Below are 26273 nucleotides of genomic sequence, written 5' to 3'. Positions count from 1 at the left end.
CTCGGGTGCCGCTTCGAACCCGTTCATGGACAGACGTTCCCCGCCACCCCCTTCTTCCCCTTTTTCGCTGAGACCGCCCACACGGCGCAATCTCCGCTGGGCGAGCGGGCTGGTGCTGATGGGCTACGTGACGCTTCACCTGCTGAACCATTCGCTCGGCATCTATTCCTTTGACCTCGCCGAGAGCGTGCTGCGGGTGGCGCAGAAGTTCTGGCACAGCCTGCCGGGCACGGTGCTGCTGTACGGCGCGGCCCTCACGCACCTGGCGCTGGCCGTGGTCGCCCTCTGGGAGCGGCGCACGCTGCGCATGCCGCCGCTGGAGGCGCTGCGCGTGCTGCTGGGCTTTGCGCTGCCGCTGCTCATCGCCACCCACCTGACGGCCATACGCGGCGCCTACGAGGCCTACGGGATCGAGGGCTCCTATGTGCGCGTGGTCTGGGGCCTGTGGAGCCTGCCGGGCGCGGCCGCGCAGTTCAGCCTGATGCTCGCGGCTTGGAGCCACGGCTGCCTCGGCCTGCACTTCGCGCTGCGGGCGCAGCCGGTGTACCGGCGCTTGTCTTACCTGCTGCTGGCCATCGCGGTGGTGCTGCCGCTCACGGCGGCGATGGGGTTCATCTCGATCGGGCGCGAGTTCCAGTGGACCGGCGTGCCGACCGTGCCGGTGCCGACGCCCGCGCAAGGGCTGGCACTGAACGCAGCCGAACAGAGTCTCAAGTGGCTTTATGTACTGGCGCTGCTCGCACTGCTCGCGGCGCGCTGGGGGCGCAACTGGTTTGCGCGCCTGTCGCGCCAGCCGTCCATCGCGCTGCGCTACCCCGACCGCACGGTGCAGGTGCCGCGCGGCTGGAGCGTGCTGGAGGCGAGCCGCTCGCACGGCATCGCGCACGTGTCGATCTGCGGTGGCCGCGCGCGCTGCTCCACCTGCCGTGTGCGCGTGGTCGGTGCGCCCGAGCACATCGGCGAGCCGGGCCGCGACGAACAACGCACGCTCGAACGCGTGCGCGCGCCGGCCGACGTACGCCTGGCCTGCCAGCTGCGCCCGCACGGCGACATCGAGGTCACGCCGCTCTTCGCGCCGCTGCCCAACGAGGGCCGGCCCGCGCCGGTCGGCAGCTTCGGGCGCGAGCGCGACGTGGCGATCCTCTTCGTCGACCTGCGCCGCTGGTCGGGGCTCTCGGAGCGGCAGTGGCCCTTCGACCTCGCCTACGTGCTCGACCGCTACTTCGCCACCGTCGGCGCGGCCGTGCGCGAGAGCGGCGGCGTGCCCAACCAGTTCATCGGCGACAGCGTGATGGCGATCTTCGGGCTCGAGACCGACCTGCCCACCGCGTGCCGGCAGGCACTGCATGCGACCACGCTGATCGCCCAGCGCATGGACGCGTGGAGCGAGGGTTTCGAGGCGCAGTTCGGGCAGCGCCTGGAGTTCGGCATGGGCCTGCATGCGGGGCGTGCGGCGGTCGGTGAGGTGGGTTACCTGGAGACCACCACCTTCACCGCCATCGGCGAAGTGGTGAACACCGCGAGCCGCCTGCAGGACCATTCGAAAACGGCCGCATCGCGCCTCGTCGTCTCGCTGTTCGCGGCGCAACAGGCCGGTGTTGCGGAAGCGATGGGTGCGCCCGAAGCGCTTGCCGTGCGCGGCCGCTCCGAGCCGCTTGAAGTGCTGTATCCGCAACCCGCGACGATCCCTTTGTAGTTGACGAAAGCGGTGCGCAAACGCACAGCGCGAACCACGATGCGGTTTCACACTGCATCCCGTGGCAACGACGAATGTCCGCCGACCACACAGTCAGCCGAAAGGACCCTCATCATGAACACCAAGCAACTCCTCTCCATGTCCGCCGTCGCTCTCGCCATGCTCGGCGCAGCAGGCGCACACGCCGAAACCTACGAGGGCGTGCAATCGATCGCCTCGCAGGCCAGCCGCGCTGACGTGCGCGCCGAAGCCGTGGCGGCCGCGCGCAGCGACAACCCCTATGCAGAGGGCGCCAGCGCCGGCCCGGCTTCGACCATCGTTTCGGCGACCAGCCGCGCCGCGGTCCGCGCCGAAGCCGTTGCAGCCGCGCACAGCGACAACCCGTACGCCGAAGGCGCTTCGTCGGGCGTGGCCCCGATCGTCGCCAGCACCGTCGACCGTGCCGCGGTGCGCGCAGCCGCCCGCGCTGCCGCCCGTGGCGATGCACTGCCGCTGTAAGCGGATCGCAGCGCCCACCCGCTTCGGCGGGCTCGCACATCCAAGCCGGCCCTTGCGAAAGCGGGGTCGGCTTTTTCCTGCATGCCGGGGAGCCAGGAAACAGCGGCTCAGGGCCGCACACCCTCCCAGGCGTTCTGCAGCAACGCACGAATCGCATCGCGCTCCAGCGGGCGTGGATTGGGGTACTGGTTCGTGAGCGCATTCGCGCAGGCGACGTCGAGATCCGATTCCTTCATGCCGATGTCGCGCAGTGCGACCGGCGCGCCGTTGTCGCGCGCGAGGTCGAACACCGCCTGCGCTGCATTGCTTCCGCCCAGCGCCTTCGCGATGCGCGCCATGGCTTCGGGCGCCGCTGCGGCGTTGTAGGCCAGCGCATGCGGCAGCACGATGGTGTGCGTCTCCGCATGCGGCAGGTTGAAGCTGCCGCCCAGCGTGTGGCAGAGCTTGTGGTGCAGCGCCATGCCGACATTGCCGAGCACGGTGCCGCAGAGCCAGGCGCCGTAGAGCGCATCGCTGCGCGCGGCCGCATCCTGCGCAAAGGCGCGGATCGCGGACAGCGCACGGCCCAGCGCGGCGATGCCCTCCTGCGCCATCAGGTCCATGATCGGGTTCGCATCGGTGGCGTAGAGGCCTTCGGCCGCATGCGCGATGGCGTTGATGCCGCTCGTCACGCTCATGCCGACAGGCAGGCTCATCGAGAGCTCGGGGTCGTAGATCACGGTGCGCGGCAGCACCTTGAAGTCCTTGCCGGTCTTCTTCATGCCGGCTTCGGTGAGGCCGTAGATCGGCGTCATCTCGGAGCCCGCATAGGTGGTCGGTATCGCGAGGATCGGCAGGCCCGAGTCGAGCGCGATGGCCTTGCCGAGGCCCGTGGTCGAGCCGCCGCCGATGGCCACGGCGCAGTCGGCGCCCAGGCGCTGGGCCACCTCCCTCGCTTCGCGCGCGGTCTCGATGGGCACGTGCATCACGGCGCGGTCGAACACGCCAGCCGCATGCGCGCCCAGCATGTCGGCGATGCGCTCGGCCTGCGGGCGCTGCTCGGGCGTGGAGAGCACCAGCGCCCGCCGCGCGCCGAGCGCATCGATCTCGCGCGCCAGGTGCTGGAGCGAACCCGCACCGAAGACCACGCGCTGGGGAACGCTGTTGTAGACGAAGGATTGGACAGGCATCGCTCGATCTTTCAGGAAAAGGTGCGGGCGAGTGTCTACCCGCCTTGCGGGTCGTTCAACTGTGCGGGTGGAAAGGAGTTTTCCACCCGGCCCGGGCTCAGCTGCCCGCGGTCTTCCGCTCGCCGCCCGTGGCTTGGACGATCAGCAGCAGGAAGCCGCCCGCCATCGCCACGTTCTTGAGGAAATTGTTGAGCTGCCCCGAGAACTGCGCCGCATCGGCGGACCAGAACGCATGCGCCGTGAAGGCCGTGGCCAACGTGAACAAGGCCAGTGCGCTTGCCACCCATTGCAGGCGCCAGCCGGCGATCAGCAACAGGCCACCGCCGATTTCCAGCGCGATGGTCAGTGGCAGCACCACGTCGCCCAGCGGAATGCCTAGCTTGGCGAAATAGCCGAGCGTGGCGCCGTAGGTCATGAGCTTGCGCACGCCCGCAACCAGGAAGATCGCGGCCATCAGCACGCGGGCGGTCAGGGTCCAGCCCCGGAAGGAAGTCGTCGTCATGCAGTTTCTCCTGGGCGCGCGGTGGCGCCCGTGAATTTCAATCGCCCCATGCAGAGCACCATCAAACAAGAAAGCAGCGCCGGCACTGCCGCTGCGATGAAGAGCGCACTGTTCGTCCAATGCAGCCCGATGAGCCAGCCCGCCAGCACCGGTCCGACGATGGAGCCCGCCCGGCCGATGCCCAGGCTCCATCCCATGCCGGTGGCGCGCACCGTCGTCGGATACACGCTCGAGGCCAGCGCGATGAGCGCGGGCTGCGCGCCCACCACGCAGAAGCCGCTGACCGTCACCACCGCGAGCAGCAGCGCCAATGGCAAGGCCGGCTGGCCGATGACGCCGATGGTCAGCACCGCGATCGCGAAGATCGGCACCAGCACGCGGTAGAAGCCGATGCGGTCGATCAGCGGCCCCATCGCCACCGTGCCGACCACGCCGCCCACCTGCAGCAGCGTGCCGACCAGCACGGCCGTGCCGCCGCTGTAGCCCGCTTCGGTTGCGATGGTGGGCAGCCAGTTCGCGAGGAAGAACAGGTTCAGCAGGTTCATGAAGTTGATGCCCCACAAGAGCAGCGTGGCCGGGCCGCGCCCCGCGCGGAACAGCTCGGCGACCGGGGCGCCGTCCTGCTTCGCCTCGTGCACCACGTAGCGTGTGCCGGGGCCGATGCGCACTTCGGGTGCGATGCGTTGCAGCCAGCCGTGCACGCGGTCGAGCTTGCGCCCGCGCAGCACGAGGAACTGCATCGACTCGGGCATGTAGCGCCACATCAGCGCGGCGATGACCAGCGGCACGATGCCCCCGAACACGAACACCGCCTGCCAGCCGCCCAGTGGAATGAGCACCGCCGAGATCAGCCCGCCCAGCACCGCGCCGCCCGTGAAGCCGCACGACACCCACATCATCAGCGTGACGCGGCGACGCAGCGGGCTGTATTCGCTCGCCAGCGCACTCGCGTTGGCCATGATGCCGCCCAGGCCGATGCCGGTGATGAAGCGCATCACGAGCAGCTGGTTCAGCGTGTGCGCGAAAGCCGTGGCGAGCATGCACAGCGCGAAGAACACGGTGGCGCCCAGCAGCACGGGCCGCCGTCCGATGCGGTCGGCGCAGATGCTCAGCACCAGCGAACCGATCAGCATGCCGAAAAGCCCCGCGCCGAAGACGGGGCCGAGCGCGGCCTTGTCGATACCCCAGGCGCGCACGATAGCCGGCGCGACGAAGCCCATCGCCTGCACGTCGAAGCCGTCCATCACCACCGCGCAGCCGACCAGCAGCAGGATCCATTTCTGGAAACTGCTGACGGGGTGGCTGTCGATGAGTGCGGGGATGTCGATGGCGGCCGCGGCACTTCCACCACCCACGCCGCCCGCGCTCGCTTCGAGCGAATCCGGAAATGCCTTCACGCCGTCGTCTCGTCGAGGCAGGTGGCGGCCGTCCAGCCGTAGAGCCATTCGAGCGCGTCATAGAAGCGCTCTTGCGGGCGACCGTTCCACATGCTGTTGCGCACCAGGCGCTCGACGCCCTTGGCGTGATAGATGCGGCCCATCTCGCGCGCCGACAGCACCACGCGCGCGGTGCGTGCGACACGCGAGCGCTCGTACAGCGCGAGCGCACGCGGCCAGTCGCCGCCTTCGCGGCGCAGCGCGAGGCCCAGCGTCACCGCATCCTCGCAGGCCGTGCAGGCACCCTGCGCGAGGTACTGCACCATCGGGTGTGCCGCATCGCCCAGCAGGGTCGCGCGGCCGAAGGTCCATTGCTCGATGGGGTTGCGGTCGGCCGTGGAATAGCGCTTCCACGCCTTCGGGATTCGCAGCAGCTGCTGCACCTGCTCGCAGGTCGGGCGGAAGTAGCGCTGCACCTCGGCCGGGTCGCCGTCCATCGAACCCCACTCCTCGGGCTGGTCGCTGTGGAAGGTGACGGCGATGTTGAACTTGTCGCCGCCCTTGAGCGGGTAGTGCACCAGGTGGCAGTTGGGGCCGACCCAGATGCAGGGCGCGGTGAAGCGCAGCGCCTCGGGGAAATCGGCTGTTTCGACCACCGCGCGGAACACCACGTGGCCCGACACGCGGATGCCGTCGCCCACGTACTGCTGGCGCACCGCCGAGCGGACGCCGTCGCAGCCGATCACGGCCTGGCCTTCGTGGCGGCCGCCCTGCGCGTCGATGAGCGTGACGCCGTGGTCGTCCTGCTCGATATGCACGACCTTGGTCGAAGTGAGGAACTCGATGCCGTCGGTCGTCTGCTTCACGCCTTCGAGCAGCGCGCCGTGGATGTCGGCGCGGTGGATCACCGCATAGGGGTTGCCGAAGCGCGCGCGGAACTTGTCAGAGAGCGAAATGCTCGCCACGCGCTTGGCGTCGATGGCATCGAACATCACCATCTCTTCGGTGTAGACCGCCTTGGCGCGCAGGTGCTCGCCCACGCCGAGCGCGTCGCAGGCCGCGAAGGCGTTGGGGCTGAGCTGGATGCCCGCGCCGATCTCGCCGATCTGGCTCGCCTGCTCGATCACCTTCACGCGGTAGCCCTCGCGCACCAGGGCCAGTGCGGCGGCCAGGCCGCCGATGCCGCCGCCGGCGACGAGCACGGGGCGGGTGTCTTTCTGCGTACTCATCTCACTTCAAGCCGAAAAGCTTGCGGGCGTTGTCGCGACCAATCTTCTGGCGGTCGTTCTCGCTGATCTCGCATCTGTCGAACCAGCGGGCGGCGTCTTCGTGCTTCTCGAACGGGTAGTCGACCGAATACATGATGCGGTCCGAGCCCACCTCGAGCATCGTCGACAACAGCGTCGGCGTGCGAAAGTTGCCGCTGGTGGTGATGTGCACGTTGCTGCGAAGGTAGTCGCCGATCTCCTTGTCGCACGGCATGCCGCGGCGGCCCTTGCGCAGGATGTGGTCCACGCGCCAGATGTTGAACGGAATGCCTTCGCCGAAGTGGCCGAGGATCATCTGCAGCGCGGGATGGCGGTCGAACATGCCGCTGGACATCAGGCGCAGCGCATGGATAGCCGTTTCCATCGCGAAGGCCCAGGTGGGGCCGGTGAGCCAGTGCGCGCCGTCGTAGATCGGTTCGCGGGCGAGCAGCGGATCGCGCGGGTGCATGTAGAACGGTTTCTTCAGCGCTGCAGCTGCGGTCCAGAAATCGTTGAAGCGCGCGTCGTCGTAGTAGACGACGGTGTTCTCGTCGCCCACCTGCGAGAAGCCGTTGACCAGGAAGCCGTGAAAACCCAGCTGGTTCACGCAGCGCTCCAGCTCGCGCGCGGCGGCCTCGGGGTCCTGCATCGGCAGCGCGGCGAATCCGCCGAAGCGTGTGGGGTGACGCTTGATCTGCTCGGCCAGCACGTCGTTGGCGCGCTGCGCCACCTCGATGGCGCGCTTCGCATCGGGAATGCCTTGCACCGCCGGCGAGTTGAGCGAGAGGATCGAGAACTCGGTGCCCCACTCGTCCATCTGCGCGAGGCGCTGCTGCTCGAAGTCGAGCAGGTTGCTCTTCAGGCCCTGCCACACTTCGGGACGGGCGTAGACCTGCGAGTCGGCGATCGTGAGGTCGATCGCGAAATGCTCTTCCAGAGCGATCTTGTTTTTCATGGGGCGGTTACTCCGGTTTGATGTTCAGTTTGTCCAGCACGTCCTGCCAGGTCTTGCGGTCGTCGGCGATGTAGCGCGCCAGTTGTTCGGGGGTGCCGGGACGTGGATACGTGCCGAGTTCGCGCGACTTGGCGATCACGTCGGGCAGCAGCAGCGCCTCGTTCATGTCCTTGTTGAGCTTCGCGAGCACGAGCGGGTCGACGCCCTTCTTCGCGATCACCGCGAACCAGCCGTGCGCCACTGCGCCGGGCACCGTCTTGCTTGCGAGGGGGAACGATTCAAGTCCGGCCTCGACGCGGTCGCCCATGCTGGCCAGCACGCGCATGCGCCCGCCCTGCACGTTGCCAGCGACCACGTTGTAGGTCTCGACCATCATCTGCGTCTGGCCGCCGAGCGTGGCCTGCATGGCCTGCGCGCCGCCTGGGTAGTGCACTTCGAGGAATTGCGCGCCCGATTGCAGGCCGAGCAATGCCGAGGCCAGGTGCGGCGCAGTGCCACGGCCGTTGTCGGCCACCTCGATGCCCTGCGGCTTGGCGCGTGCGGCGGCGATGAAATCGGCCAGCGTCTTGTAGGGAGAGTTCGCCGGCACCGCCAGCATGAAGGGCGCGACAGCCGCAAGCGTGACGGGCACGAAGTCGCGGTTGAAGTCGTAGCTCACGCCCTTGATAGTGCTCGGCGCGACGGAAATGGCCGAGCCCTGCACGAAGCCGAAGGTGTAGCCATCGCTCTGCGCCGCGAGGATCGCGTTCATGCCGATCACGCCGCTGCCGCCGGGCTTGTTGTCGACGATCACGCCCTGCCCCCATTTTTCGCCGAGCTTGGCGCCCACATGGCGGATCAGCACGTCGGGCGCCGAGCCCGCGGGGAACGGCACCACGAAGCGCACCGCCTGCACCGGCCACTTGGCGCCAGCGCCCTGTGCATGCGCCAGCGGCGCTGCCGACAGAAGAGAAAGCATCACCGCGATGGCGCTTCGGCGCGTGGGCTTCAGGTTCATGACTGTCTCCGTTTTTGCTTGATTATTCAAGTAATTGCGGCGGACTATATACTTGAATAATCAAGCACGTCTAGATGAAAACCCTACACTCCGATCACGACCTCGAAAAGGCCATTCCGTTCCTTCTTGCACGCGCTGGCGCCCGCATGGGCAACGCCTTTGCGAAGGCGTTGAAACCCTACGGGCTCAGCCTGAGCGAGTGGCGCGTGTGCGCGTCGCTACAGCACACGCCGCGGCAGACGCTGTCGGAACTGGCGACGCACGCCTCCACCGATCTGTCGGCGCTATCGCGCATCGTCGACCGGCTGGTGGCGCATGAATTGATGGCACGCGAGAAGTGCGACACCGACAAGCGCGCGGTGCGCATCAATCTGACGGAGCGCGGATTGGCGCTGACCTGCGAACTGATCCCGCTCGCGCAGCACTACGAAGCGGTGGCGACCTCGGACTTCAGCGCGGCCGAAGTCAAAGCGCTGCGCGCGATGCTGCTGCGCCTGTACGCCAACGCGACGCCGCTCGCCTGAGCGAGCGGACCTCTTTCTTCTTCTTTCATCAGGCCGGCGAAACCTGCACCGTCGAGGCCGCGCGGCTCTCGGTGATCGCGAAGCGCACCGGCAGGAAGCGCTCGATCACCGCGCAGTTGGTGCGCGTGTGCTCCGTCACCTCGCTGCAGGTGAACGCAGCCGGCTTGCGGCTCTGCCATGTGGCCAGCGCCAGCAGCAGCGCGAGTTGGTCGGCCAGGTGCGGACCAACGGCCGCTTCGCTCTTCTGAAACGCACGCAGCTCCTTGACGAGGCCATGCGCTACCTGCTCAGCGCTGAGCGTCTTCTCGCCGAACGCCGTGAACACCTCAGTGACATGTTCATAGGCCAGCGTGGCGATCAGCGCGTTGCCCGGGCCCTCGTTCTGCCGCGCCGCGCCAAAGCGCAGTTGCTCACCGGACCAGCCCATTGCAGTGCCCAACGTGTCGAGCTCGCGCGTCGGCACATGGCGTGGCAGGCCCGGCGCCAGGCATTCCGCATGGGCCGATTGCTGCGCACCGCGCGCCATCAGGTCGAAAGGCTGCAGCGCACCCGCGGCCGGCACGATGGTCGCCTCGACCTCGCCGCCGCCCGCCGGATAGAAACCGCAGCGGCGCAGCGTCAGTTGCAGGTTGGCGCCGAGGCGGCGCACCAGCGGCACGAACGCACGCTCCAGGAAATGGAACGGTGGCGCCATCGGGTTGTGCGTGCCACCGCTCAGATGCACCGTGCTCGGCGCACCGGCCAGCAGCAGCGGCGGCAGCACGGTCTGCAGCACCAGCATGCAGCTGCCCGCGCTGGCGATCGCGAAGCGGTAGTCGCCCGCGCACACCGGGCCGGGCGCGAAGCGCAGCGACTGCGAGCCGAGCTCTGCGCCTTCGACCTGCGCGCCGCTGATCTCGGCCGCAGCCTTCACGCACGCAAGGTGCTGGCGCATCAGGCCCGGTTTGGCGCGGCCCGCGCGAATCTTCTCGATGACGAGGGGCTGGCCCGTCGCCACCGACAGCGCGAGACTGGTGCGCAGGATCTGGCCGCCGCCCTCGCCTTGGGAACCGTCGAGTTCGATCATGCGCGGCCTCCTTCGTGCTCGGCCGCTGATGCAGCAGCATCGAAGCGCAGCACCGTCTCGCAGAGGAACGCATCGAGCCCCGCCTCTTCCGCCTGCGGCAGCGGCGTGATCGGCTCCGCGGCATTGGCCGCCAGCTCGCTTTCGATGAACGCATGGATACCGGGCCAGCGCGGGCTGGTCGCGGCTTCACCGGCGCGCATCTTCACTTCGAGCAGCGCGTTGATTTCGTCGATGAGCGCGGCATCGCGCACAACATTCAGCGTGTGCTGCGCCAAGTCGGCGAAGCGCATCGGCGGCACACCGGGCTGCGTGCGGATCCATCGCGCCGCCAGCAGCGGGCGCAGCACGTAGAGGTACTTCTTGTAGCGCACCTCGTCGGCTTGCAAGTGCTCCCGGAAGTTTTTCTTCGCCATCGAGCTGTAGTGGTGCCACGCGCGCGCGTTGGAGAACACCGCCTCCGAGAGCGCGCGAAAACGCGGCATCGCTACCGCATCGTCGCGGTACACGATGGGCGAGCGCAGCCACTCGAGCAACGTCGGGTTCGACTCGCGCATCAGGCCCAGCGCCTTGCGCAGGTCCCAGCCGTTGATGTCGAGGTCGCCGCTGATCGGCAGTTCGATCACGTCGCGCATTGGCGTCACGGTGAGGTACCACGGCAGGCGGTTCACGTAGATGAAGCGCACGTCGTAGTCGCTGTCGGGCGAGGCGAAGCCCCAGCCACGGCTGCCGGATTCGCAGGCGAAGAGCACGGTCACGTCGTGGCGCGACTCGATGGCGCACAGGTTGGCCATGATCTCCTCGCGCATGGCGGGGTCGATGGGGTGGGCGGAGCGGAGGAATTCTTGTTGGGTGCTCATGAAAATCCCAGTTTCTTTCTTGCTGTCTGTCTATCTGTCTGTTCGTTCTTGTTGCTCGGCCTGATCGCATTCAGGCGCGAGCGACGCTCACCTTGCCCCGGCTGTCGAGCTCGAACACGTCGAGGTCGTTCGCCAGGAAGGCATGGCCGCGGTAGCAGGCTTCGGTCTCGGCCATCAGCGCCGCCATGCCTTCGGGGTTCTGGTGCCGCGCACTGAAATGCGTGAGAACCAGATTGGGCACTCCGGCGGATGCCGCAAACTCGGCGAGCAGCCGCGCAGAACTGTGCATCGGGCCGGGCCCGACCTTGTCAAGCACTTCTTGCGTATAGGTGGCCTCGTGCACCAGCAGCTGTACGCCTTCGCAGGCCCGGCTCAGCAGCGCGGGTTCGGCGTTGTCGCCGCCGAACACCGCACTCGCTGTGTCGACATACGCCTCGGCGAAGTCGGCACTGCGCAACACCGCGCCGTTGAAGGGCACGTCATCGCCGTCCTGCAGCGCACGCCATGCGGGCCCCGGCGGCAAGCCGATAGCGCGCAGAGCTTCCACCTTCAGGCGCATGCGCCTTGTCTGAACCTGCATGCGATAGGCGTGGCTGGGCACGCGGTGGCGCAGCACATGGCGCTCGATGCACAAGCCTGGCGCCTCGTGTACGAGCGGCCCCGCCTGCGGGTCGACATGTTCGATCTCGTAGGGCAGGGGGTGCATGTCGGTCAACCGGCGTGTGGCCTCGAACCATTCCCACACCGGCTGCGGCGCGATCAGCTTCAGCGGCTTCGTTCGCTTGCCCATGCCAGCACTCGCGAGCAGGCCCGGCAGGCCGTAGCAATGGTCGCCGTGCACATGCGTGATGCAGACGGCGGCCAGGTCGTTCAACGACAGCGGCGTCTGCTGCACGCGATGCTGCGTGCCTTCACCGCAATCGATCAGGAACCAGTCGGAACCCAGCATGGTCTGCACGGCCAGGCCTGAGACATTGCGCTGGCGCGTCGGTACACCCGCGGATGTTCCCAGGAACGTGAGTTTCAGCATCATTTTTTTCCTTCCTCCCAGCGCTAGGGCGCGGTTTTTTCTTCTTTCGTTCAGTCGGTCTGGCTCGCAATCATGGCCGCCAACGTTCGTCGCTTCGGGTTCCACACGGTAAAGCACCAGATGCCCCACCATTCCTTGCCGACGTCGAAGTAGGTGCTCCAGGTGCTGCGCCAGGGTTCGCGCTGCGGGTCGCCGACCCAATCGAGCACAGTCACGCGCTCATCTGGCAGCAGCCCTGTGCATAGGCAAAAGCGCGGGAACAACTGCGCGCGCTCGGCTTCGTCGGCGACCCGCAGTGAGTAAGGCGGATCGCCGAAGGCTTGGCAGAGCCATTCGAACCACGACACTCGTGAGAGGTCACGCCTGTAGGCCACCTGGTGCCGCGGGGCAAAGCGCTGTGCGGGGATCACCGCCGATGCATCGAACGCCCTGGGCCGCGCGGCATCGACATCGAACGCGAGACCGGCGCCGAACGCCGAAGCCAGCGAGGGATCGCGTGTGATCGTCTCCTGCCGGTAGCGCTCGACGCCTGCCTCGATGCCGTCGCACAACAGGCGCAGCACCGCGCGGTGGTGCGCCTCGCCCACATGCTCGACATCGGCGGCGACGCCGTAGACGGCGAACTCGAAGGCCGAGCCGGCGCGCTGCAGGGTTTCGCGCAGCGCGGCCACTTCGGACTCCTTGCGCGACGAAAGGAGCACTGTCCAATGCGAAGACGTGTTCATGCCACCTCCGACGGAAAGTACTCGGCCCACTGGCTCACTTCACGGCGTGGATGCGCGCGCATGACGGCCATCTGATGCGACGACGGCGACTGGCCAACGCAACGCATCAACGCGAGCATGCGCACCAGGCACTGCGGATCTTCTGGCCGCCGCGCGAACTCGGCCTTGGCATTCGCGGCGATCCGTTCGCTCGCGACGCGAACGAGGAAGCTACGCCACCGCCACGGATTGGCATTTCCGCGCAGGCAGGCTTCGATAGCCCAGGCTTCGTCGGCGGGATGACGCAGGCATCCAGCCAGGGCCTTCGCCGCTTCGTTGGCGCCCAGGTACTCCCAGCTTCCTCGCGACGAAGAATCCGCGTCGAAGAGCGCACGCAGTCGCACGATGTCTTCGTTCGCACCCCAATGTCCAAGCACCGTGATGGCGAGCGTACGAAGGCTCCACCACTTGCTTTCCAGCGCGGCGTTCACCGCGGCGCGCGCGTCCGCCGTCGGCGCGGAGCGAGCCAGCATGCGCAGGCGATCAGACGCTTCGCCCAGCAAGTTCGCACCCTTTCCCTCGCGCGATGCGGCATGCGATGCGCGGCGCGCGCGCCGGCATGCAAGGCAGCGCGCAGCGCTGCTTTCGATGCTTCCGTGCACGACCTCATACCACCACTTCTGCTGCTTCGCGGTCCATATCTCTTCTGCACCGCAATCGCGGCAAACAAAGGGGCGTGCAACGTAGTACCTGGGCAGGGGCCCGCAGGTGTTGTTATGGCGGAGCAGAACGTCCGCATCAGCCGGCTCGACGCCGAGCGCACACGAAAACACATGGCGCCGCTGATCGGGCGCAGGCAGTTGCGCCTCGATGCGCGCAGCGCGCGCCCGGCGGAGCGCCTTGATCTCGGCGCGGCGTTGCTTGTTGCTTTTCATGGCCTTGTTCTCCAACTACCGGCCGAGGCACACGCCAACGGCCTTTGTCTAACCCTTCACGCAAACCACCTGCTTGAGCGTGTAAACCACCTCCACCAGGTCCTTCTGCGCCTCCATCACCGCATCGATGTCCTTGTAGGCCATCGGGATCTCGTCGATCACGTCGGCGTCCTTGCGGCATTCCACCCCTTCGGTCGCGGCGATCTGGTCGGCGACGGTGAAGAGCTTCTTCGCCTTCGTACGGCTCATCTTTCGACCAGCGCCGTGGCTGCAGCTCATGAAACTCTCGGGGTTGCCCTTTCCGCGCACGATGTAGCTCTTGGCACCCATGCTGCCGGGGATGATCCCGAGTTCGCCAAGCTTCGCGCTCACCGCGCCCTTGCGGGTCACGAGCACGTCTTCGCCGAAGTGCGTCTCGCGGCTCACGTAGTTGTGGTGGCAGTTCACCGCTTCCACATGCGCCTCGAAAGGCTTCGTGATGACCTTGCGCGCGGCCGCGACCACGCGCTGCATCATCACTTCGCGGTTCGCACGCGCGAACTTCTGGGCCCAGCCCACCGCGCGCACGTAGTCACCGAAGTACTGAGCGCCTTCCTCGAAGTACGCCAGGTCCTGGTCGGGCAGGTTGCGCTGGTGCAGCTCGGCGTCCTTCTTTGCGAGTTCGATGAAGTGCGTACCGATGGCGTTACCCACGCCGCGCGAACCCGAGTGCAGCATGAACCACACCGCGCCCGCTTCGTCGAGGCACACCTCGATGAAGTGGTTACCGGTACCCAGCGTTCCCAGGTGCTTGTGGTTGTTCGTGTTCTTGATGCGCGGGTAGTCCTCGCAGATTGCATCGAACTCTTCCACCAGCTTGGCCCAGGCGGCGTCGGTTTCATCGGGCGGCGTTTCCCACGAGCCCTTGTCGCGGCCCATGCGCTTGGGGTTCGATCCGTGCGGCACGGCCTTCTCGATCGCCGAACGCAGCGGGCCCAGGTTGTCGGGCAGATCGCGGGCGTTGAGCGTGGTCTTGCAAGCCATCATTCCGCAGCCGATGTCCACGCCGACGGCGGCGGGGATGATGGCCTTGAAGGTCGGGATCACCGAACCCACGGTCGCGCCGATGCCGTAGTGCACGTCGGGCATGGCCGCGATGTGCTTGAACACGATGGGCAGGCGCGCGGCGTTCTCGAGTTGCTTCTGCGCTTCGTCTTCCACGGGCACGCCGTTGGTCCACATCTTCACGGGGACGCCGTTGGGTACTTCGTGCAGTTTGTAGTTCGTCATTTTTTCTTTCTCTCTCTGTCTGTCTATCTATTCTTGCAATCAACTGGTGGACACGGCGGGATTCGAACCCGCATCAATACGGCGACCGTGGTGTTTGAATCCAGCGGCCCAGTCGACGATTGGAAACGCGCTCCAGTGACAGACCCGTCATCGGAGCCAGCACCTGCATCCTCAACCTTGCTCGTCGACCGACTTGCCCGCCGTACCTGGTCTTACCCAGGCTGCCGGCAATTCAAAACATTTTTGGCAGTGGCGCTCCCTTCTGTGCCTGCGTGCCCAAAACAAAAAAAGAGGTGACCAGGGGCGATGAAACGCTTCATTCCGCCATCCGTTTCCGGACCGGGGCTTGAACCCGGACACCTGGCGAGCATTGCTGCTTGCCGGGTCTGCAGCCGAGGCTGCATGCGTCTACCTGTAGTTCCATCTGCATTCACCTCAAAACAAAAAACAGCGACAAGAATCGACGAAACGTCGTGCTCTACCACTGAGCTACGGTCTTGCGACCGACGGGATTCGAACCCGCGACAACGAGATTAGGAGTCTGTAGTTCCGTCAGCATTCGCTGCAAAAAACAGTGCGACAAGGATGGCAAGACGTAGACCACGCCAGAGAACCGGCGCCGGGATTCGAACCCTGGTCAAACCAGATGTAGTCCTGCCTGCATTCGCACAACAACTTTCATCCCCGTTCGGCGACAAACATTCGATGCGAGGAAGAACATGGTTGGATGTACTCGCATCTGCATTCGCCGAACGACGACGTTCAATTTCTTCGGATCGGGCACCGCGGGCCAAGGCCCACGGCACCCTCTCGCTTCACTCTCAGATCGAAGTCTCTTCGATCACACCCACCCAGTGGTCGGCACCCAGGCCACCCGCGGCATACACCGCCAGCAGCTTGAACACTTCGTCGCTGAAGCCGCCGATGTTCAGCACATCCTCACGCTCCTGCGCCTGGGTGGTCGCATAGGGCTGGATGTCGATGCACACCAGCCGCGCCTTCGGGTTGCGTTCCTTGAACGCCGCCCATTCCTGCATGGTCGCGGTACCGCGGCCACGTGCACGGTCGGCCCACGATTCGTTGTCCGACACCAGCACCACCAGATCGGCCTTCGCCTTCTCCTTGTTCAGCAACGCCAGCGGCGCGCTGCACGAGGTACCGCCGCCACCCACCGCCGCCAGCTTGGCCGCGTTGGTCATCACCGAATCGCGCGGGTTCAGCTTGAGCGACACCACCTTCGTTTCGAAGGGCAGCACACGCGCATCCGCATTGCGGCGCAGCACGGCGGCAGCCACCAGCGCGGCCACGTCGATGCAGCGCACCGCCGAGGTCGCAGAACCGCGGTGACCCGTCACCGGCGAGCTCATCGAGCCCGACACGTCGGGGCACACCACCACGCGGCCCTCGAACACCGGCACGTTGGCCAGCGCGAGTTCCATCGCGTCCTGCAGCGCCTCCTTCACCACGTGCGGCACCTCGGCGCCGGTTGCGGTGAAGGCCGCCATCAGCTGGTACGGCAGCACACGCGCCTTGGCCACGGCCTGCGGGTCACGCAGCTTGGCGGCCACCGCCTCAGAGAGACCTGGCAGTTCGAACACGCCGTGGCGCGCAAAGGTGTTCAGGTTCTGACGCACCATCTGCCACGATCCACGCTGCGCGATCTGCGCCCAGGCCTGCGCATCCAGCTCCAGTGCCGTAAGCATCTGGAACGGCACATCAGGCACTTCGAGCGAACGGTCGCGCTTGAAGCGCTCGAAGGCCTGCGTCGCCGGAGGCAGTGCCTCCAGCGCATACGGACGATCGATCAGCCATGCGAACCACGCGGCGCGCCATGCTTCGGCGGGCTTGGGGTGAACCATCTTCACCACGTCGGCCAGCGAAGGCGTGTTACCCACCGAGGCGTTCAGTAGTTGCGCTTCGGTCGCTTCGAGCAGCCATTGCTGCACAAGCTTCTTCGGACGCGTACCGAGCGACTTGCGGCCCACGGCACCCGAACGCAGCATCTGCACGAAGTTGCGAAGCATCTTGCCGTTGTCCACCACGCGGGGGAACACCTTGGCGAGCAGCGACACGTCACGCACCGCCAGCGTTGCAGCCAGCAGCGCGGGCATGTCCTTCATATGGCCGGCGCGGCGTGCGTACACGGCCGTCTTGGCGACGAACACCGGATCGACTTCGCGGGCCAGGGCCAGCACGGCGTCGAGCTGGTCCTGCGCTTGTGCGTAGAAGGTGTTGTTCAGGCAACCGGTCGCGGCGAGTTGCGCCAGCTGGTGCTTGGGCGACAGCGCGTAAGCCACGCCGCCCGCTTCGTTGAGCGTGGTGGCCGAAGGCAGCAGCGCACCGCGCAGGGTCTGGAAGAGTTGAAGGTTGGCCATGTGACTTCTCCTTGTGGGGTTCTTTTTGTTCGTTCGTTTCTTGAATGTGTGATCCTTATTGCAACGGGTGTGCCAGCACAGGCTAGCTGGCCGGATAAATTCTTCAAGCCATTGATTTAATTGGAATTTTTCTGATCTTTCAGTCTAAGCAGGGAGCAATCTTGCAAGGATCAATCGGTATTTCTTATAATTTTGGATAGTCTTTTATCCACGCAATGAAGAAATCTACCGTCGTCATCGGCTTCCTCGGCACCCAGCTCGATGCCGGCCAGGGCGCGGGCCGCTGGAACAAGTGGCGCCCGACCGTCTCGCTCGCGCAGCACGAGGACATGGTCGTCGCTCGCATGGAGCTGCTCTACACGCTGCGCCACAAGGCGCTGGCCGAGGTGGTGAAGGCCGACATCGCCACCGTGTCGCCCGAGACCACCGTCAACCTCGTGCCGCTCGACCTCGAGGACCCGTGGGACTTCGGTGAGGTCTACACGCGCCTGTACGACTGGGCGCGTACCTACACCTTCGACACCGAGCGCGAGCAGTACTGGACGCACATCACCACCGGCACGCACGTCGCGCAGATCTGCATGTTCCTGCTCTCGGAATCGCGCGTGGTGCCCGGTGTGCTCGCGCAGACCTCGCCGCCGAAGAAGCAGCGCGAGGGCGAGGCGGGCAAATGCACGCTGATCGACCTGGACCTCTCGCGCTACGACGTGATCGCGCGGCGCTTCGACGCGGAGCAGCGCGATGCGGTCGCATTTCTCAAGAGCGGCATCGCCACGCGCAACGCGCGCTTCAACGCGCTGATCGACGAGATCGAGCGCGTGGCCGTGCGCTCGCGCGCGCCGATCCTTCTGGTCGGTCCGACGGGCGCGGGCAAGTCGTTCCTGGCGCGGCGCATGTTCGAACTGAAGCAGGCGCGGCACCAGATGACGGGGCCGTTCGTGGAAGTGAACTGCGCCACGCTGCGCGGCGACGGTGCGGCTTCCACCTTGTTCGGCCACAAGAAGGGTTCTTTCACCGGGGCCGCGACCGATCGGCCCGGCCTCCTGCGCACGGCAAACCAGGGCGCGCTGTTCCTCGACGAGATCGGCGAACTCGGGCCCGACGAGCAGGCAATGCTGCTCAAGGCCATCGAGGAGAAGCGCTTCTTCCCCGTGGGCGCCGACAAGGAAGTGGAGAGCGACTTTCAGCTGATCGCCGGCACCAACCGCGACCTGCGCAGCGATGTGGCGGAGGGACGGTTTCGCGAAGACCTGTTCGCACGGATCAACCTCTGGACGTATGACCTGCCCGGCCTCGCGCAGCGGCCCGAAGACATCGAGCCGAATGTGGATCACCTGCTGGCCATCCATGCGGCCGAGAACCATCGCGTGGTGCGATTCAACGCCGAGGCGCGCGCGGCCTACCTGCGGTTCGCGCAAAGCGGCGAGGCGATCTGGAGCGGCAACTTCCGCGACCTCTCGGCGAGCGTGACACGGCTCGCGACGCTGGCGGATGGCGGGCGGATTCCGGTGGCGCTGGTCGAGGCGGAGATCGCGCGGCTGCGGTGGTTGTGGAAACGCGGTGGTCCGGCAGCGGCGGCCGGTGGCGATGTGGATCTGGATGCGTTGCTGGGTGAAGAACGCGCGGCTGCGCTCGATCTGTTCGACCGGCTGCAGCTTGAAGCGGTGGTGCGGGTGTGCAGGCAAGCGCGCAGCCTCTCCGATGCGGGACGCCAACTCTTCCAGGCGTCACGCGAGCAACGCAGCGTGGTGAACGATGCAGACCGCCTCCGCAAGTACCTTGCGAAGCATGGCGTCGAATGGAGTCGCCTCGCCGAGGCCTGAGCTATCCTCCGCGCCGATGCCCATCTCCGCATTCGCCGTGAAGGTTCCCGCCGCCGAGCCGCTTGTCGGAGATTTGCGCCGTCGCTACGACGCGACTGTCACGCTTGGCGTGCCCGCGCACATCACGCTGTTGGTTCCGTTCATGGACCCGGCGCTCATCACGGAAGAAGTGATCGATCGCGCGCAACGCATGCTGCAACGCACGCCGTCGTTCGCGTTCTCCCTCGGCAGGGTCGGCCGCTTTCCCGAGACCGCGTACCTCGCGCCCGAGCCGGCCGCGCCTTTCATCGGCATGACGCTGGCGCTGGTGGAAGCCTTTCCCAATTTCTGGCCTTATGGCGGCGCGCATGCCGACGTCATTCCGCACCTCTCGGTGGCACATGGCGACGCATTCCATGCGGAGGAAGCGGCCATCGAACTGCAGGAGCGACTGCGCTCATCGGGCGCTGTGCATGCGGCTTGCACCGAAGTCGTGCTCATCGAAAACTCATCCGGCCTGTGGCAAGACCTACATGTCTTCCAACTGCCCAACGCCACTGCCTGATTCATGCGCAACGTCCTCTTCATCTGCAGCCGCAACCAGTGGCGCAGCCCCACCGCGGAACAACTCTGGCGCCGGCACCCGCAGATCGCGGCACGCTCCGCCGGCACCAGCCCGAATGCGCGGCACAGAGTCTCCGTCGACGACATCGAGTGGGCCGACGTCATCCTCGTGATGGAAGAAAAACACAAGTCGCGGCTCGTGGCCGAATTCACACGGATGCTGGAAGGCAAGCCGATCCATGTGCTCGACATTCCTGACGAGTACAAATACATGGACCCCGGGTTGATCGAAGAACTCGAACGATCGGTTCCATCGATTCTCGGCATCGATTGATCGTTCCACCTGGCTGTGACCGGACAGAAATCGCCTCGCCGCAACAACGGAAACCGCCCACCGTGATCGAAGGAAATCAATGAACTGGCTAGATCGAATCCTCGGAAAGAAATCCCCGAAGCAGTCGCCTGATCAGGGAGCGCCCTCGAACCGCTCCAACCCTGTACAGGCTGACTCGGCCCAAAAGGACGAAGTCCCGGATTTCCAGCCCGATCCCGAGATGCAGCGCCAGCTGGAGCAGGGATGCGACGCCAGGGCCGCCGTCCTGTCTCGACTCGGAGCACTCGACATGGACGTTCTCGCGCCCCTGATGAACCCGACGTTCATGGGCGGTCCGAAGTGGCCATCGCTGCGGCAGTCGTGGCGCGTCGTCCGTCGCCCGGCCTCGACGATCCTGGTCAGCGATGGCTTGTCGGACCCTTTCGAAGACGAAGGGATTCCCCTCGGCTTTCGCGTCGAGGTCTGTGCGGAGGCGCCCGAACTCTTCGAAACACCGCATCACAGCTGGCTCTTCGACATGGTCTTCCAGGTCAGTCAGCTCATTGCGAACCACGGCAAGGTGGACGAGTTGCTGCAGAAATACAAGACCCTTTCGACGATCGTCTCCGTCGGGAGCGTTCCGGCTCACTTTCAGAACGAGAAGGGACAGGTGGGCGTCATCATCGGCTTCCCCACCGATGCCTTGCCTGCCGGTTTCGACCTGGAACACGGCAGGGTGCGGTTGCTGGTGATCAAGCTGCTCTTGCCCTCCGAGCTGACCTACATCGAGAGTGCCGACGATCTCGAAGCAGGCCGAAACAGCCTGGTTGCCATGCTTCAAGGATCGCCGGACGCGCATCTTTCCTCGGTGACGCGAGCCGCCGTCGTCTAGCACCTGCCATCCATGACCGAGATCTACATCAGCACCGACGTCGAATCCGACGGCCCCATCCCCGGCCCGAACTCGATGCTCAGCTTCGGTTCGGCCGCCTACACGGCCGACAAGCAACTCGTCTCCACCTTCAGCGCCAACCTCGAAACCCTGCCCGGCGCGGAGGCCGACTCCAAGACCGCCGCGTGGTGGAAGACTCAGCCCGAGGCCTGGGCCGCCTGCCGCACCGACCTGCAGGACCCGGTGCGCGCCATGAAGAACTACGTGGCCTGGCTCAAGGGCTTGCCCGCGCGGCCGGTGTTCGTGGCCTATCCGGCGGGCTTCGACTTCCTGTTCATCTACTGGTACCTGATGCGTTTTGCGGGCGAGAGTCCGTTCAGCCACTCGGCGCTCGACGTCAAGTCGTTCGCGATGGCGATGCTCAGGCTCGACTACCGCGACAGCACCAAGCGCGCGATGCCCAAGCGCTGGTTCGACCCGCTGCCGCACACGCACATCGCGCTCGACGATGCCATCGAGCAAGGCGCCCTCTTCTGCAACATGCTCGCGGAAAACCGCCGGGCCGCAGGCCAGCCATGACAGCCTCGATCTGCCGCTGGTGGCAGCTCGCGCTGTGCGCAGTGCCGCTCTTCCTGACCGGCTGCGTGCAGTCGATGTTCTATTACCCCGACCGCGTGCGCTACGAAACGCCCGATGCGCTCGGCCTGCGCTACGAGAGCGTGCAGTTCCAGAGCGCCGACGGTACGCGCCTGGCCGGCTGGTTCATTCCCGCCGTCGGCCGGCAGAAGAACCCGAAGGAAGCCAAGGGCACCGTGGTTCACTTCCACGGCAATGCGCAGAACATGTCGACGCACTGGCGCTTCGTGGCGTGGCTGCCGAAGCAGGACTACAACGTGTTCGTGTTCGACTACCGCGGCTACGGCGAGTCCGAAGGCAAGCCGGAGCCCAAGGGCGTGTTCGAGGATTCCAGCGCCGCGCTGAACTACGTGCGCTCGCGCGGCGATGTCGATCCGCAGCGCCTCTTCGTCTTCGGGCAGAGCCTGGGTGGCACCAACGCGATCGCGGTCGTCGGCTCCGGCAATCGGGCGGGCGTGAAGGCGGCGGCGATCGAATCGACCTTCTATTCGTACGCGTCGATCGCGAACGACAAGCTCTCGGGCGCGGGCCTGCTGGTGAGCGATGACTATGCGGCGTCGAAGTACGTGGCCGCCATCTCGCCGATTCCGCTGCTGCTGATCCACGGCACGGCCGATGGCGTGATCCCCCACGCGCATTCGCAACGGCTGCTGTCCGATGCGCGCGAGCCCAAGCGGCTGATCGAAGTGCCGGGCGCCGGCCACCTTGAGCCGATGTCTTCGCCGCGATTCGGCAGCACCTACCAGCAGGCGCTGGCGGACTTCTTCGACGCCTCGCTGCGTTCGCCGACCCCATGAAGCACTTCGACGAAGCCGCCACCCGCGCGCCATTGGGTTTCGAAAAGCTCGTGCCCGCATTGCGCGCGGCCTTCGCGGCCGAGGCGCAGGTGCCGCCGCGCCATGTGCACAGCATCGAGACGGCGGGCGTGGACAAGGGCACCGTGCTCATCATGCCGGCGTGGAGCGACGCGGGCTTTCTCGGCATCAAGACCATCAACATCTTTCCCGGCAACAGCGCGCGCGGCCTGCCCGGGCTGCACGCGACCTACGTGCTGTACGACGCGCGCACCGGCGTGCCGCTGGCGATGATGGACGGCAACGAGATCACCGCCCGGCGCACCGCTGCGGCTTCTGCGCTCGGCGCCTCGTTCCTGGCACGAAGCGATGCGCGCCGGCTGCTGGTGCTGGGCACCGGCCGCATCGCGCGCATGTTGCCGGCCGCGCATGCGAGCGTGCGGCCCATCGAAGAAGTGATGGTGTGGAACCACCGGTCCGAAGGCGCCGAAGCCCTGGCGGCGCAACTGCGCGCCGAGGGCTGGAACGCGCGGGCTACGGTCGATCTGGAGGCGGCCGTGCGCAGTGCCGACATCGTGAGCTGCGCCACGCTGGCCACCACGCCGCTCGTGCGCGGCGAATGGCTCGCGCCGGGGTCGCACCTCGACCTGATCGGCAGCTTCACCCCCGCGATGCGCGAGGCCGACGTGCAGTGCTTCGCAGGTGCGCGCACCTTCATCGACACGAGCGAGGCCCTGCAGAAATCGGGCGATCTGCTCGATGCGATCGCGGCCGGCACCCTGCGCGCGCCAGAGGTGCAGGGCACGCTCGCCGACCTGTGCCGTGGCGAGCGCGCGGGCCGCGCCGGCGATGCGGAACGCACGGTGTTCAAGGCCGTCGGCAGCGCACTCGAAGACCTGACGGCCGCTGCGCTGGTCTGGCAAGGTGCGGCCTGAACAAACCCTTCGTTCAGGGTAAGTCCTCATCGTTCGGCAGGGTCGGCAACCCATATGTGGGTCATGCGTAGGGGAAACTTCACGGAACGAACGCTTGCTTGCCGCCACGAAGCCGGCGAGGCCGTTCATGGCACGAAACTTGAAAGCAGCAAGCTGACCCGGCATTGGACGACAGGCGCATACGTCATACGGCTGATAGCGCCCGACGCCGAGTAGCACTAATCTGCTAATGCGATGAAATCAGAGAGGCAACCGCATGCTCACCATCCTTCAGAAAGCCAACATCCTCCGCAAGGTGGGGTTCGACGTGCCGGCGCGTCCGGACGACGATCTTTCGACCAACGCCGTGACGGAATCGACCGTCAAACCCGAAGGCATTTCCCAGAAGGCGCACGACTGGGCCAAGGCCATCGAGACGCTGTACGTCGCCTACGTGGCGGCGCGTGCCGCCAAGAGCCTGCGCGATTCCGAGGAAGTGCGGCAGACGGCGATGCTGCAGAAGCTTTCTTCGAAGGCCTACGCCTGAGGCGCTGAGCCCTTTGCATCGCTCGGCGAGCGATGCAAGAACAGTGCAGCCTGCGGTTGATGCCCACGAGCAGCATCGTCGGCCCCCGCACATCAATATTTCGAGCAAGACACACCAGGCGCCGCGGCCTCACGGACTGCTCGGCAGCAAATGGGCGCCCGGCACGGCGCCAATGGCGGAGCCTGCCGTCACCGCTTAGAGCCGCTGCTAAAACGTGGGAACATCGATGCGGCGCTCGAAGCCGGTGTGCAGCTTGCCGAAGGCCTGCGGCCATGAAGCGCCATCACCCGAACCTTGTCGCCATCGCGCTTGCTGCGACAGAACCCTTTCAGGCGCGGTTGCGCGCCCCAGAGAACAATGATCGATATCGTCAGTGCGACAAGATTGCCTGAAGCCGAGTTCTGGGCCAATTCCGCTCTTGGGCAATCGCTGCGTCGGCTCAACTTCGATGGCCGCTTGAGGCCCCGCGTGAGCTTCGAGAACCGGCGGGGCTTGCCCGATGTTTTCAACAGCGCGCTCACGGCGGCCGATGCCAATGACATGCTCGTCTTCGTTCATGACGATGTCTGGCTGGAAGACTTCTTCCTGACCAATCGCATCTCAGAGGGATTGCGTGCCTACGACGTCATCGGCCTGGCGGGCAATCGGCGCCTGCCAAAGCAGCATGTGAGCTGGAACTACATCGACACCAACCTTACCTGGGACGATCTGGCGAATCTCTCAGGAATCATTGCTCATGGACTGCAGCCGTTCGGCCACATCGACTGCATGGGCTCGGTGCCGGCCGACTGCGAATTGCTGGACGGCGTTTTTCTGGCAGCGAACCGGCACACCCTGCTGGAGAAAGCTGTGCAATTCGATCCGTTGTTTGACTTTCATTTCTACGATATCGACTTCTGCAGAACCGCGCGCCGGCAGGGGCTGCGCTTGGGGACATGGCCGATTTCCATCACGCATCAAAGCGATGGCGCTTTCGGAGATGCGCACTGGCGCGAGCTTTATCAGGTCTATGCGCAAAAGTGGGGTGACTAGGCGCAGGCCCTTCGCCAACTAGCAACGACTGCGTCTTCTGCGCGTTTTTGCTGGTCGCTCTTGGCGCCTGAGCAGCTGGATGGCCGTGCAGCTTGGAACTGATCTAACAGCGGAACTGTTTGCTAAATTCCACGCACGCCCTTTTTCCAGAAATCATCGAGATGCCCATGTCCATCCCGGCAACCGAAACCATCTTTTCGAACATCTTCGCCACCAACACGTGGGGCTCTACCGAAAGTGTTTCGGGCGCAGGCTCCGAGTTGAGCAATACCGCGCAGATTGTTCGCGAACTACCGGTCCTGTTGCGCGAATTGCGCGTCCAGACCTTTCTCGACATGCCGTGCGGCGATTTCAACTGGATGCAGCATGTCAACCTCGAGGGTATCGACTACCTGGGCGCGGACATCGTCGCCGACCTGGTGCGGCGCAACAACGAGCGATTCGGGCGCGCCGGCCGGCGCTTTGAACAACTCGACCTGCTCCACGGCGGATTGCCCAAGGTCGACCTGGTGCTGTGCCGCGACTGCCTCTTTCACTTCTCCCATGCGGATGTGTTCCGCGCGCTCCATGCACTGGTCGAGAGCGGCTCCAGATGGCTGCTGACCACGACCTTCACCTACCGGACGCTGCCGCGCAATCAAGACATCGAAACCGGTGGCTGGACGCCCATCAACCTCGAGATGGCGCCCTATCACCTGCCGTCGCCCCGCCGTCTGATCATCGAGGGCAACGTGACGGAGGCGATCATCTATCCCTCGCTGGAAGGATCTCCGCAGCTTCCGCAGACCGACCGCTGCCTGGGCCTGTGGTTGCTGGACGACGTACGAGAGACGTTGGCTCGCATCGGACGCTGAAGACGCGTTGGCCATCGGCACGCGCTCGATGGCGCGCCGACAGCGTCAGGGTGCAACGGCCATTCTTACTGGCCGCTTGCTTGTCTGCTTACTTGCCTTGCGCCGACTGCAGCACCGGGTTCTGCATGGTCGAGACGACCTTGCTGTTCACGCGGGAGCCGCTGGTCACGTTCTGGTCGGGAGCGGCGGCGGTGGCCATGGCTTCCTGGTAGACCTGGGCCGGATCGCGCTGCGAGGTGAACGGGTCCGCACCGCGCGAGCCGCGCGTCACGTTCTGGTTCGGCGCGTGGGCGGTGTCCACGGCTTGCTTGTTCATGGCTTCGGGATCGGCCGACGAAACGAAGGGATCGGCGCCGCGCGAACCGCGCGTCACGTTCTGGTTCGGTGCGTGGGCGGCTGCGACGGCTTCGGCTTCGACTTCCGCGCGGCTGCGGCCGCCGGATTGCTGGGCCTGGGCGGTGGTGACGGCGAGCACCGCGAATGCGGCGGCGAGGGCGAGTTGCGAGGTCTTCATGGTTGGTTTCTCTGCGAGTTGTTGGAGGGAGTCGGCCCGTGGATGCGGGAAAACCCTGACCGAGTCTCGCGGGCCCAAAAGGCATGTCTGTGACGGCCCCAGGCGGCGCTGGGTTGCCAATTCGGCTGCCGACACGCTGCGCGCGCTTCTGGTACAGAAGTTCTCGAAACCCGATCGGACCCGGTACATGACAATCCTGCGAACCACCGGA

The 26273-nt window shown here is 65.9% G+C and carries 27 protein-coding genes; 13 read left to right on the top strand and 14 right to left on the bottom strand.

The window, feature by feature from the left end; genetic code table 11:
* Positions 1–25: 25 nt before the first annotated feature.
* Together ACSFA7_RS31755 and ACSFA7_RS31750 are read left to right on the top strand one after the other, a co-directional pair.
* Positions 26–1696 carry an adenylate/guanylate cyclase domain-containing protein gene (locus ACSFA7_RS31755; protein ID WP_435503038.1) on the top strand — a complete coding sequence of 557 codons (1671 nt, stop codon included), beginning with the start codon at positions 26–28 and terminating at the stop codon, positions 1694–1696.
* A 114-nt stretch (positions 1697–1810) separates the two neighbouring features.
* Positions 1811–2194 (top strand): helicase SNF2, encoded by a 384-nt coding sequence (locus tag ACSFA7_RS31750; RefSeq protein ID WP_435503037.1) that lies wholly within the window; start codon positions 1811–1813, stop codon positions 2192–2194.
* A gap of 107 nt (positions 2195–2301) precedes the next feature.
* Here the strand turns inward: ACSFA7_RS31750 and ACSFA7_RS31745 are convergent, their stop codons facing one another.
* From ACSFA7_RS31745 to ACSFA7_RS31720, 6 genes are all read right to left on the bottom strand, one after another.
* Positions 2302–3363, bottom strand: a complete 1062-nt coding sequence (locus ACSFA7_RS31745) for a maleylacetate reductase (RefSeq protein WP_435503036.1) — start codon at positions 3361–3363, stop codon at positions 2302–2304.
* A gap of 97 nt (positions 3364–3460) precedes the next feature.
* Positions 3461–3865 carry a DoxX family protein gene (locus ACSFA7_RS31740; RefSeq protein ID WP_435503035.1) on the bottom strand — a complete coding sequence of 135 codons (405 nt, stop codon included), beginning with the start codon at positions 3863–3865 and terminating at the stop codon, positions 3461–3463.
* On the bottom strand, positions 3862–5220 hold the full coding sequence (locus ACSFA7_RS31735) for an MFS transporter (RefSeq protein ID WP_435503091.1): 1359 nt from the start codon (positions 5218–5220) through the stop codon (positions 3862–3864). The genes ACSFA7_RS31740 and ACSFA7_RS31735 overlap by 4 nt, the downstream gene beginning before the upstream one ends.
* A 38-nt stretch (positions 5221–5258) precedes the next feature.
* The gene (locus tag ACSFA7_RS31730) at positions 5259–6470 is read right to left on the bottom strand and encodes a 3-hydroxybenzoate 6-monooxygenase (RefSeq protein WP_435503034.1); all 1212 of its coding nucleotides are present in this window, start codon (positions 6468–6470) and stop codon (positions 5259–5261) included.
* Position 6471: 1 nt separating this feature from the next.
* Positions 6472–7443: an amidohydrolase family protein gene (locus tag ACSFA7_RS31725; protein WP_435503033.1), complete on the bottom strand. Its 972-nt coding sequence runs from the start codon at positions 7441–7443 to the stop codon at positions 6472–6474.
* Between the two features lie 7 nt (positions 7444–7450).
* Positions 7451–8440: a Bug family tripartite tricarboxylate transporter substrate binding protein gene (locus ACSFA7_RS31720; protein ID WP_435503032.1), complete on the bottom strand. Its 990-nt coding sequence runs from the start codon at positions 8438–8440 to the stop codon at positions 7451–7453.
* A gap of 74 nt (positions 8441–8514) precedes the next feature.
* On the opposite strand from ACSFA7_RS31720, the gene ACSFA7_RS31715 reads away from it, so the two are divergent.
* Positions 8515–8964 carry a MarR family winged helix-turn-helix transcriptional regulator gene (locus ACSFA7_RS31715; RefSeq protein WP_435503031.1) on the top strand — a complete coding sequence of 150 codons (450 nt, stop codon included), beginning with the start codon at positions 8515–8517 and terminating at the stop codon, positions 8962–8964.
* A 28-nt stretch (positions 8965–8992) separates the two neighbouring features.
* On the opposite strand, the gene rtcA is transcribed toward ACSFA7_RS31715, so the two are convergent.
* The 7 genes from rtcA to ACSFA7_RS31680 all read right to left on the bottom strand — a co-directional run bounded on the left by rtcA (position 8993) and on the right by ACSFA7_RS31680 (position 17200).
* Positions 8993–10030 carry an RNA 3'-terminal phosphate cyclase gene (rtcA, locus tag ACSFA7_RS31710; protein ID WP_435503030.1) on the bottom strand — a complete coding sequence of 346 codons (1038 nt, stop codon included), beginning with the start codon at positions 10028–10030 and terminating at the stop codon, positions 8993–8995.
* Entirely contained in the window at positions 10027–10887 is an 861-nt protein-coding gene (locus ACSFA7_RS31705) for a nucleotidyltransferase domain-containing protein (RefSeq protein ID WP_435503029.1), read from the bottom strand. Before ACSFA7_RS31705 ends, rtcA begins: the two co-directional genes overlap by 4 nt.
* A 70-nt stretch (positions 10888–10957) precedes the next feature.
* The gene (locus ACSFA7_RS31700) at positions 10958–11917 is read right to left on the bottom strand and encodes a ribonuclease Z (protein WP_435503028.1); all 960 of its coding nucleotides are present in this window, start codon (positions 11915–11917) and stop codon (positions 10958–10960) included.
* A 50-nt stretch (positions 11918–11967) separates the two neighbouring features.
* The gene (locus ACSFA7_RS31695; protein WP_435503027.1) at positions 11968–12642 is read right to left on the bottom strand and encodes a hypothetical protein; all 675 of its coding nucleotides are present in this window, start codon (positions 12640–12642) and stop codon (positions 11968–11970) included.
* Entirely contained in the window at positions 12639–13556 is a 918-nt protein-coding gene (locus tag ACSFA7_RS31690) for a zinc-ribbon domain containing protein (RefSeq protein ID WP_435503026.1), read from the bottom strand. Before ACSFA7_RS31690 ends, ACSFA7_RS31695 begins: the two co-directional genes overlap by 4 nt.
* A 48-nt stretch (positions 13557–13604) precedes the next feature.
* The gene (locus tag ACSFA7_RS31685; RefSeq protein ID WP_435503025.1) at positions 13605–14825 is read right to left on the bottom strand and encodes an RtcB family protein; all 1221 of its coding nucleotides are present in this window, start codon (positions 14823–14825) and stop codon (positions 13605–13607) included.
* A gap of 821 nt (positions 14826–15646) precedes the next feature.
* Positions 15647–17200, bottom strand: coding sequence for a vWA domain-containing protein (locus ACSFA7_RS31680; RefSeq protein WP_435503024.1), 1554 nt, complete (start codon positions 17198–17200; stop codon positions 15647–15649).
* A 215-nt stretch (positions 17201–17415) separates the two neighbouring features.
* On the opposite strand from ACSFA7_RS31680, the gene rtcR reads away from it, so the two are divergent.
* From rtcR to ACSFA7_RS31630, 10 genes are all read left to right on the top strand, one after another.
* Positions 17416–19023 (top strand): RNA repair transcriptional activator RtcR, encoded by a 1608-nt coding sequence (gene rtcR, locus ACSFA7_RS31675; protein WP_435503023.1) that lies wholly within the window; start codon positions 17416–17418, stop codon positions 19021–19023.
* Positions 19024–19039: 16 nt separating this feature from the next.
* A complete protein-coding gene (locus ACSFA7_RS31670; RefSeq protein WP_435503022.1) occupies positions 19040–19567 on the top strand; it encodes a 2'-5' RNA ligase family protein in 528 nt (175 codons plus the stop codon).
* A gap of 3 nt (positions 19568–19570) precedes the next feature.
* On the top strand, positions 19571–19900 hold the full coding sequence (locus ACSFA7_RS31665; RefSeq protein WP_435503021.1) for a low molecular weight protein tyrosine phosphatase family protein: 330 nt from the start codon (positions 19571–19573) through the stop codon (positions 19898–19900).
* 79 nt (positions 19901–19979) lie between these two features.
* A complete protein-coding gene (locus tag ACSFA7_RS31660) occupies positions 19980–20771 on the top strand; it encodes a hypothetical protein (protein ID WP_435503020.1) in 792 nt (263 codons plus the stop codon).
* Positions 20772–20783: 12 nt separating this feature from the next.
* A complete protein-coding gene (locus ACSFA7_RS31655) occupies positions 20784–21350 on the top strand; it encodes a 3'-5' exonuclease family protein (RefSeq protein WP_435503019.1) in 567 nt (188 codons plus the stop codon).
* Positions 21347–22204 carry an alpha/beta hydrolase gene (locus tag ACSFA7_RS31650; protein ID WP_435503018.1) on the top strand — a complete coding sequence of 286 codons (858 nt, stop codon included), beginning with the start codon at positions 21347–21349 and terminating at the stop codon, positions 22202–22204. Before ACSFA7_RS31655 ends, ACSFA7_RS31650 begins: the two co-directional genes overlap by 4 nt.
* A complete protein-coding gene (gene lhpI / locus ACSFA7_RS31645; RefSeq protein WP_435503017.1) occupies positions 22201–23136 on the top strand; it encodes a bifunctional Delta(1)-pyrroline-2-carboxylate/Delta(1)-piperideine-2-carboxylate reductase in 936 nt (311 codons plus the stop codon). Before ACSFA7_RS31650 ends, lhpI begins: the two co-directional genes overlap by 4 nt.
* A gap of 256 nt (positions 23137–23392) precedes the next feature.
* Positions 23393–23662, top strand: coding sequence for a hypothetical protein (locus ACSFA7_RS31640; protein WP_435503016.1), 270 nt, complete (start codon positions 23393–23395; stop codon positions 23660–23662).
* A 357-nt stretch (positions 23663–24019) separates the two neighbouring features.
* Positions 24020–24694, top strand: a complete 675-nt coding sequence (locus tag ACSFA7_RS31635; protein ID WP_435503015.1) for a glycosyltransferase — start codon at positions 24020–24022, stop codon at positions 24692–24694.
* 167 nt (positions 24695–24861) lie between these two features.
* Positions 24862–25548, top strand: coding sequence for a hypothetical protein (locus ACSFA7_RS31630; RefSeq protein WP_435503014.1), 687 nt, complete (start codon positions 24862–24864; stop codon positions 25546–25548).
* A gap of 88 nt (positions 25549–25636) precedes the next feature.
* Here ACSFA7_RS31630 and ACSFA7_RS31625 read toward each other — a convergent pair whose 3' ends face one another.
* Positions 25637–26062, bottom strand: coding sequence for a hypothetical protein (locus tag ACSFA7_RS31625; RefSeq protein WP_206175390.1), 426 nt, complete (start codon positions 26060–26062; stop codon positions 25637–25639).
* Positions 26063–26273 lie beyond the last annotated feature (211 nt).

Origin of the sequence: Variovorax trehalosi, from assembly GCF_051216415.1 — a bacterium.
Classification (GTDB): Bacteria; Pseudomonadota; Gammaproteobacteria; order Burkholderiales; family Burkholderiaceae_C; genus Variovorax.
Note: the sequence above shows the minus strand (reverse complement) of the source record. Positions and strands in the feature narration are given on the sequence as shown.

Excerpts from the sequence above, each read along its gene's own strand:
- ACSFA7_RS31755 (WP_435503038.1), top strand. The coding sequence starts at position 26 with ATGGACAGACGTTCCCCGCCACCCCCTTCTTCCCCTTTTTCGCTGAGA.
- ACSFA7_RS31750 (WP_435503037.1), top strand. The coding sequence starts at position 1,811 with ATGAACACCAAGCAACTCCTCTCCATGTCCGCCGTCGCTCTCGCCATG.
- ACSFA7_RS31745 (WP_435503036.1), bottom strand. The coding sequence starts at position 3,363 with ATGCCTGTCCAATCCTTCGTCTACAACAGCGTTCCCCAGCGCGTGGTC.
- ACSFA7_RS31740 (WP_435503035.1), bottom strand. The coding sequence starts at position 3,865 with ATGACGACGACTTCCTTCCGGGGCTGGACCCTGACCGCCCGCGTGCTG.
- ACSFA7_RS31730 (WP_435503034.1), bottom strand. The coding sequence starts at position 6,470 with ATGAGTACGCAGAAAGACACCCGCCCCGTGCTCGTCGCCGGCGGCGGC.
- ACSFA7_RS31725 (WP_435503033.1), bottom strand. The coding sequence starts at position 7,443 with ATGAAAAACAAGATCGCTCTGGAAGAGCATTTCGCGATCGACCTCACG.
- ACSFA7_RS31720 (WP_435503032.1), bottom strand. The coding sequence starts at position 8,440 with ATGAACCTGAAGCCCACGCGCCGAAGCGCCATCGCGGTGATGCTTTCT.
- ACSFA7_RS31715 (WP_435503031.1), top strand. The coding sequence starts at position 8,515 with ATGAAAACCCTACACTCCGATCACGACCTCGAAAAGGCCATTCCGTTC.
- rtcA (WP_435503030.1), bottom strand. The coding sequence starts at position 10,030 with ATGATCGAACTCGACGGTTCCCAAGGCGAGGGCGGCGGCCAGATCCTG.
- ACSFA7_RS31705 (WP_435503029.1), bottom strand. The coding sequence starts at position 10,887 with ATGAGCACCCAACAAGAATTCCTCCGCTCCGCCCACCCCATCGACCCC.
- ACSFA7_RS31700 (WP_435503028.1), bottom strand. The coding sequence starts at position 11,917 with ATGCTGAAACTCACGTTCCTGGGAACATCCGCGGGTGTACCGACGCGC.
- ACSFA7_RS31695 (WP_435503027.1), bottom strand. The coding sequence starts at position 12,642 with ATGAACACGTCTTCGCATTGGACAGTGCTCCTTTCGTCGCGCAAGGAG.
- ACSFA7_RS31690 (WP_435503026.1), bottom strand. The coding sequence starts at position 13,556 with ATGAAAAGCAACAAGCAACGCCGCGCCGAGATCAAGGCGCTCCGCCGG.
- ACSFA7_RS31685 (WP_435503025.1), bottom strand. The coding sequence starts at position 14,825 with ATGACGAACTACAAACTGCACGAAGTACCCAACGGCGTCCCCGTGAAG.
- ACSFA7_RS31680 (WP_435503024.1), bottom strand. The coding sequence starts at position 17,200 with ATGGCCAACCTTCAACTCTTCCAGACCCTGCGCGGTGCGCTGCTGCCT.
- rtcR (WP_435503023.1), top strand. The coding sequence starts at position 17,416 with ATGAAGAAATCTACCGTCGTCATCGGCTTCCTCGGCACCCAGCTCGAT.
- ACSFA7_RS31670 (WP_435503022.1), top strand. The coding sequence starts at position 19,040 with ATGCCCATCTCCGCATTCGCCGTGAAGGTTCCCGCCGCCGAGCCGCTT.
- ACSFA7_RS31665 (WP_435503021.1), top strand. The coding sequence starts at position 19,571 with ATGCGCAACGTCCTCTTCATCTGCAGCCGCAACCAGTGGCGCAGCCCC.
- ACSFA7_RS31660 (WP_435503020.1), top strand. The coding sequence starts at position 19,980 with ATGAACTGGCTAGATCGAATCCTCGGAAAGAAATCCCCGAAGCAGTCG.
- ACSFA7_RS31655 (WP_435503019.1), top strand. The coding sequence starts at position 20,784 with ATGACCGAGATCTACATCAGCACCGACGTCGAATCCGACGGCCCCATC.
- ACSFA7_RS31650 (WP_435503018.1), top strand. The coding sequence starts at position 21,347 with ATGACAGCCTCGATCTGCCGCTGGTGGCAGCTCGCGCTGTGCGCAGTG.
- lhpI (WP_435503017.1), top strand. The coding sequence starts at position 22,201 with ATGAAGCACTTCGACGAAGCCGCCACCCGCGCGCCATTGGGTTTCGAA.
- ACSFA7_RS31640 (WP_435503016.1), top strand. The coding sequence starts at position 23,393 with ATGCTCACCATCCTTCAGAAAGCCAACATCCTCCGCAAGGTGGGGTTC.
- ACSFA7_RS31635 (WP_435503015.1), top strand. The coding sequence starts at position 24,020 with ATGATCGATATCGTCAGTGCGACAAGATTGCCTGAAGCCGAGTTCTGG.
- ACSFA7_RS31630 (WP_435503014.1), top strand. The coding sequence starts at position 24,862 with ATGTCCATCCCGGCAACCGAAACCATCTTTTCGAACATCTTCGCCACC.
- ACSFA7_RS31625 (WP_206175390.1), bottom strand. The coding sequence starts at position 26,062 with ATGAAGACCTCGCAACTCGCCCTCGCCGCCGCATTCGCGGTGCTCGCC.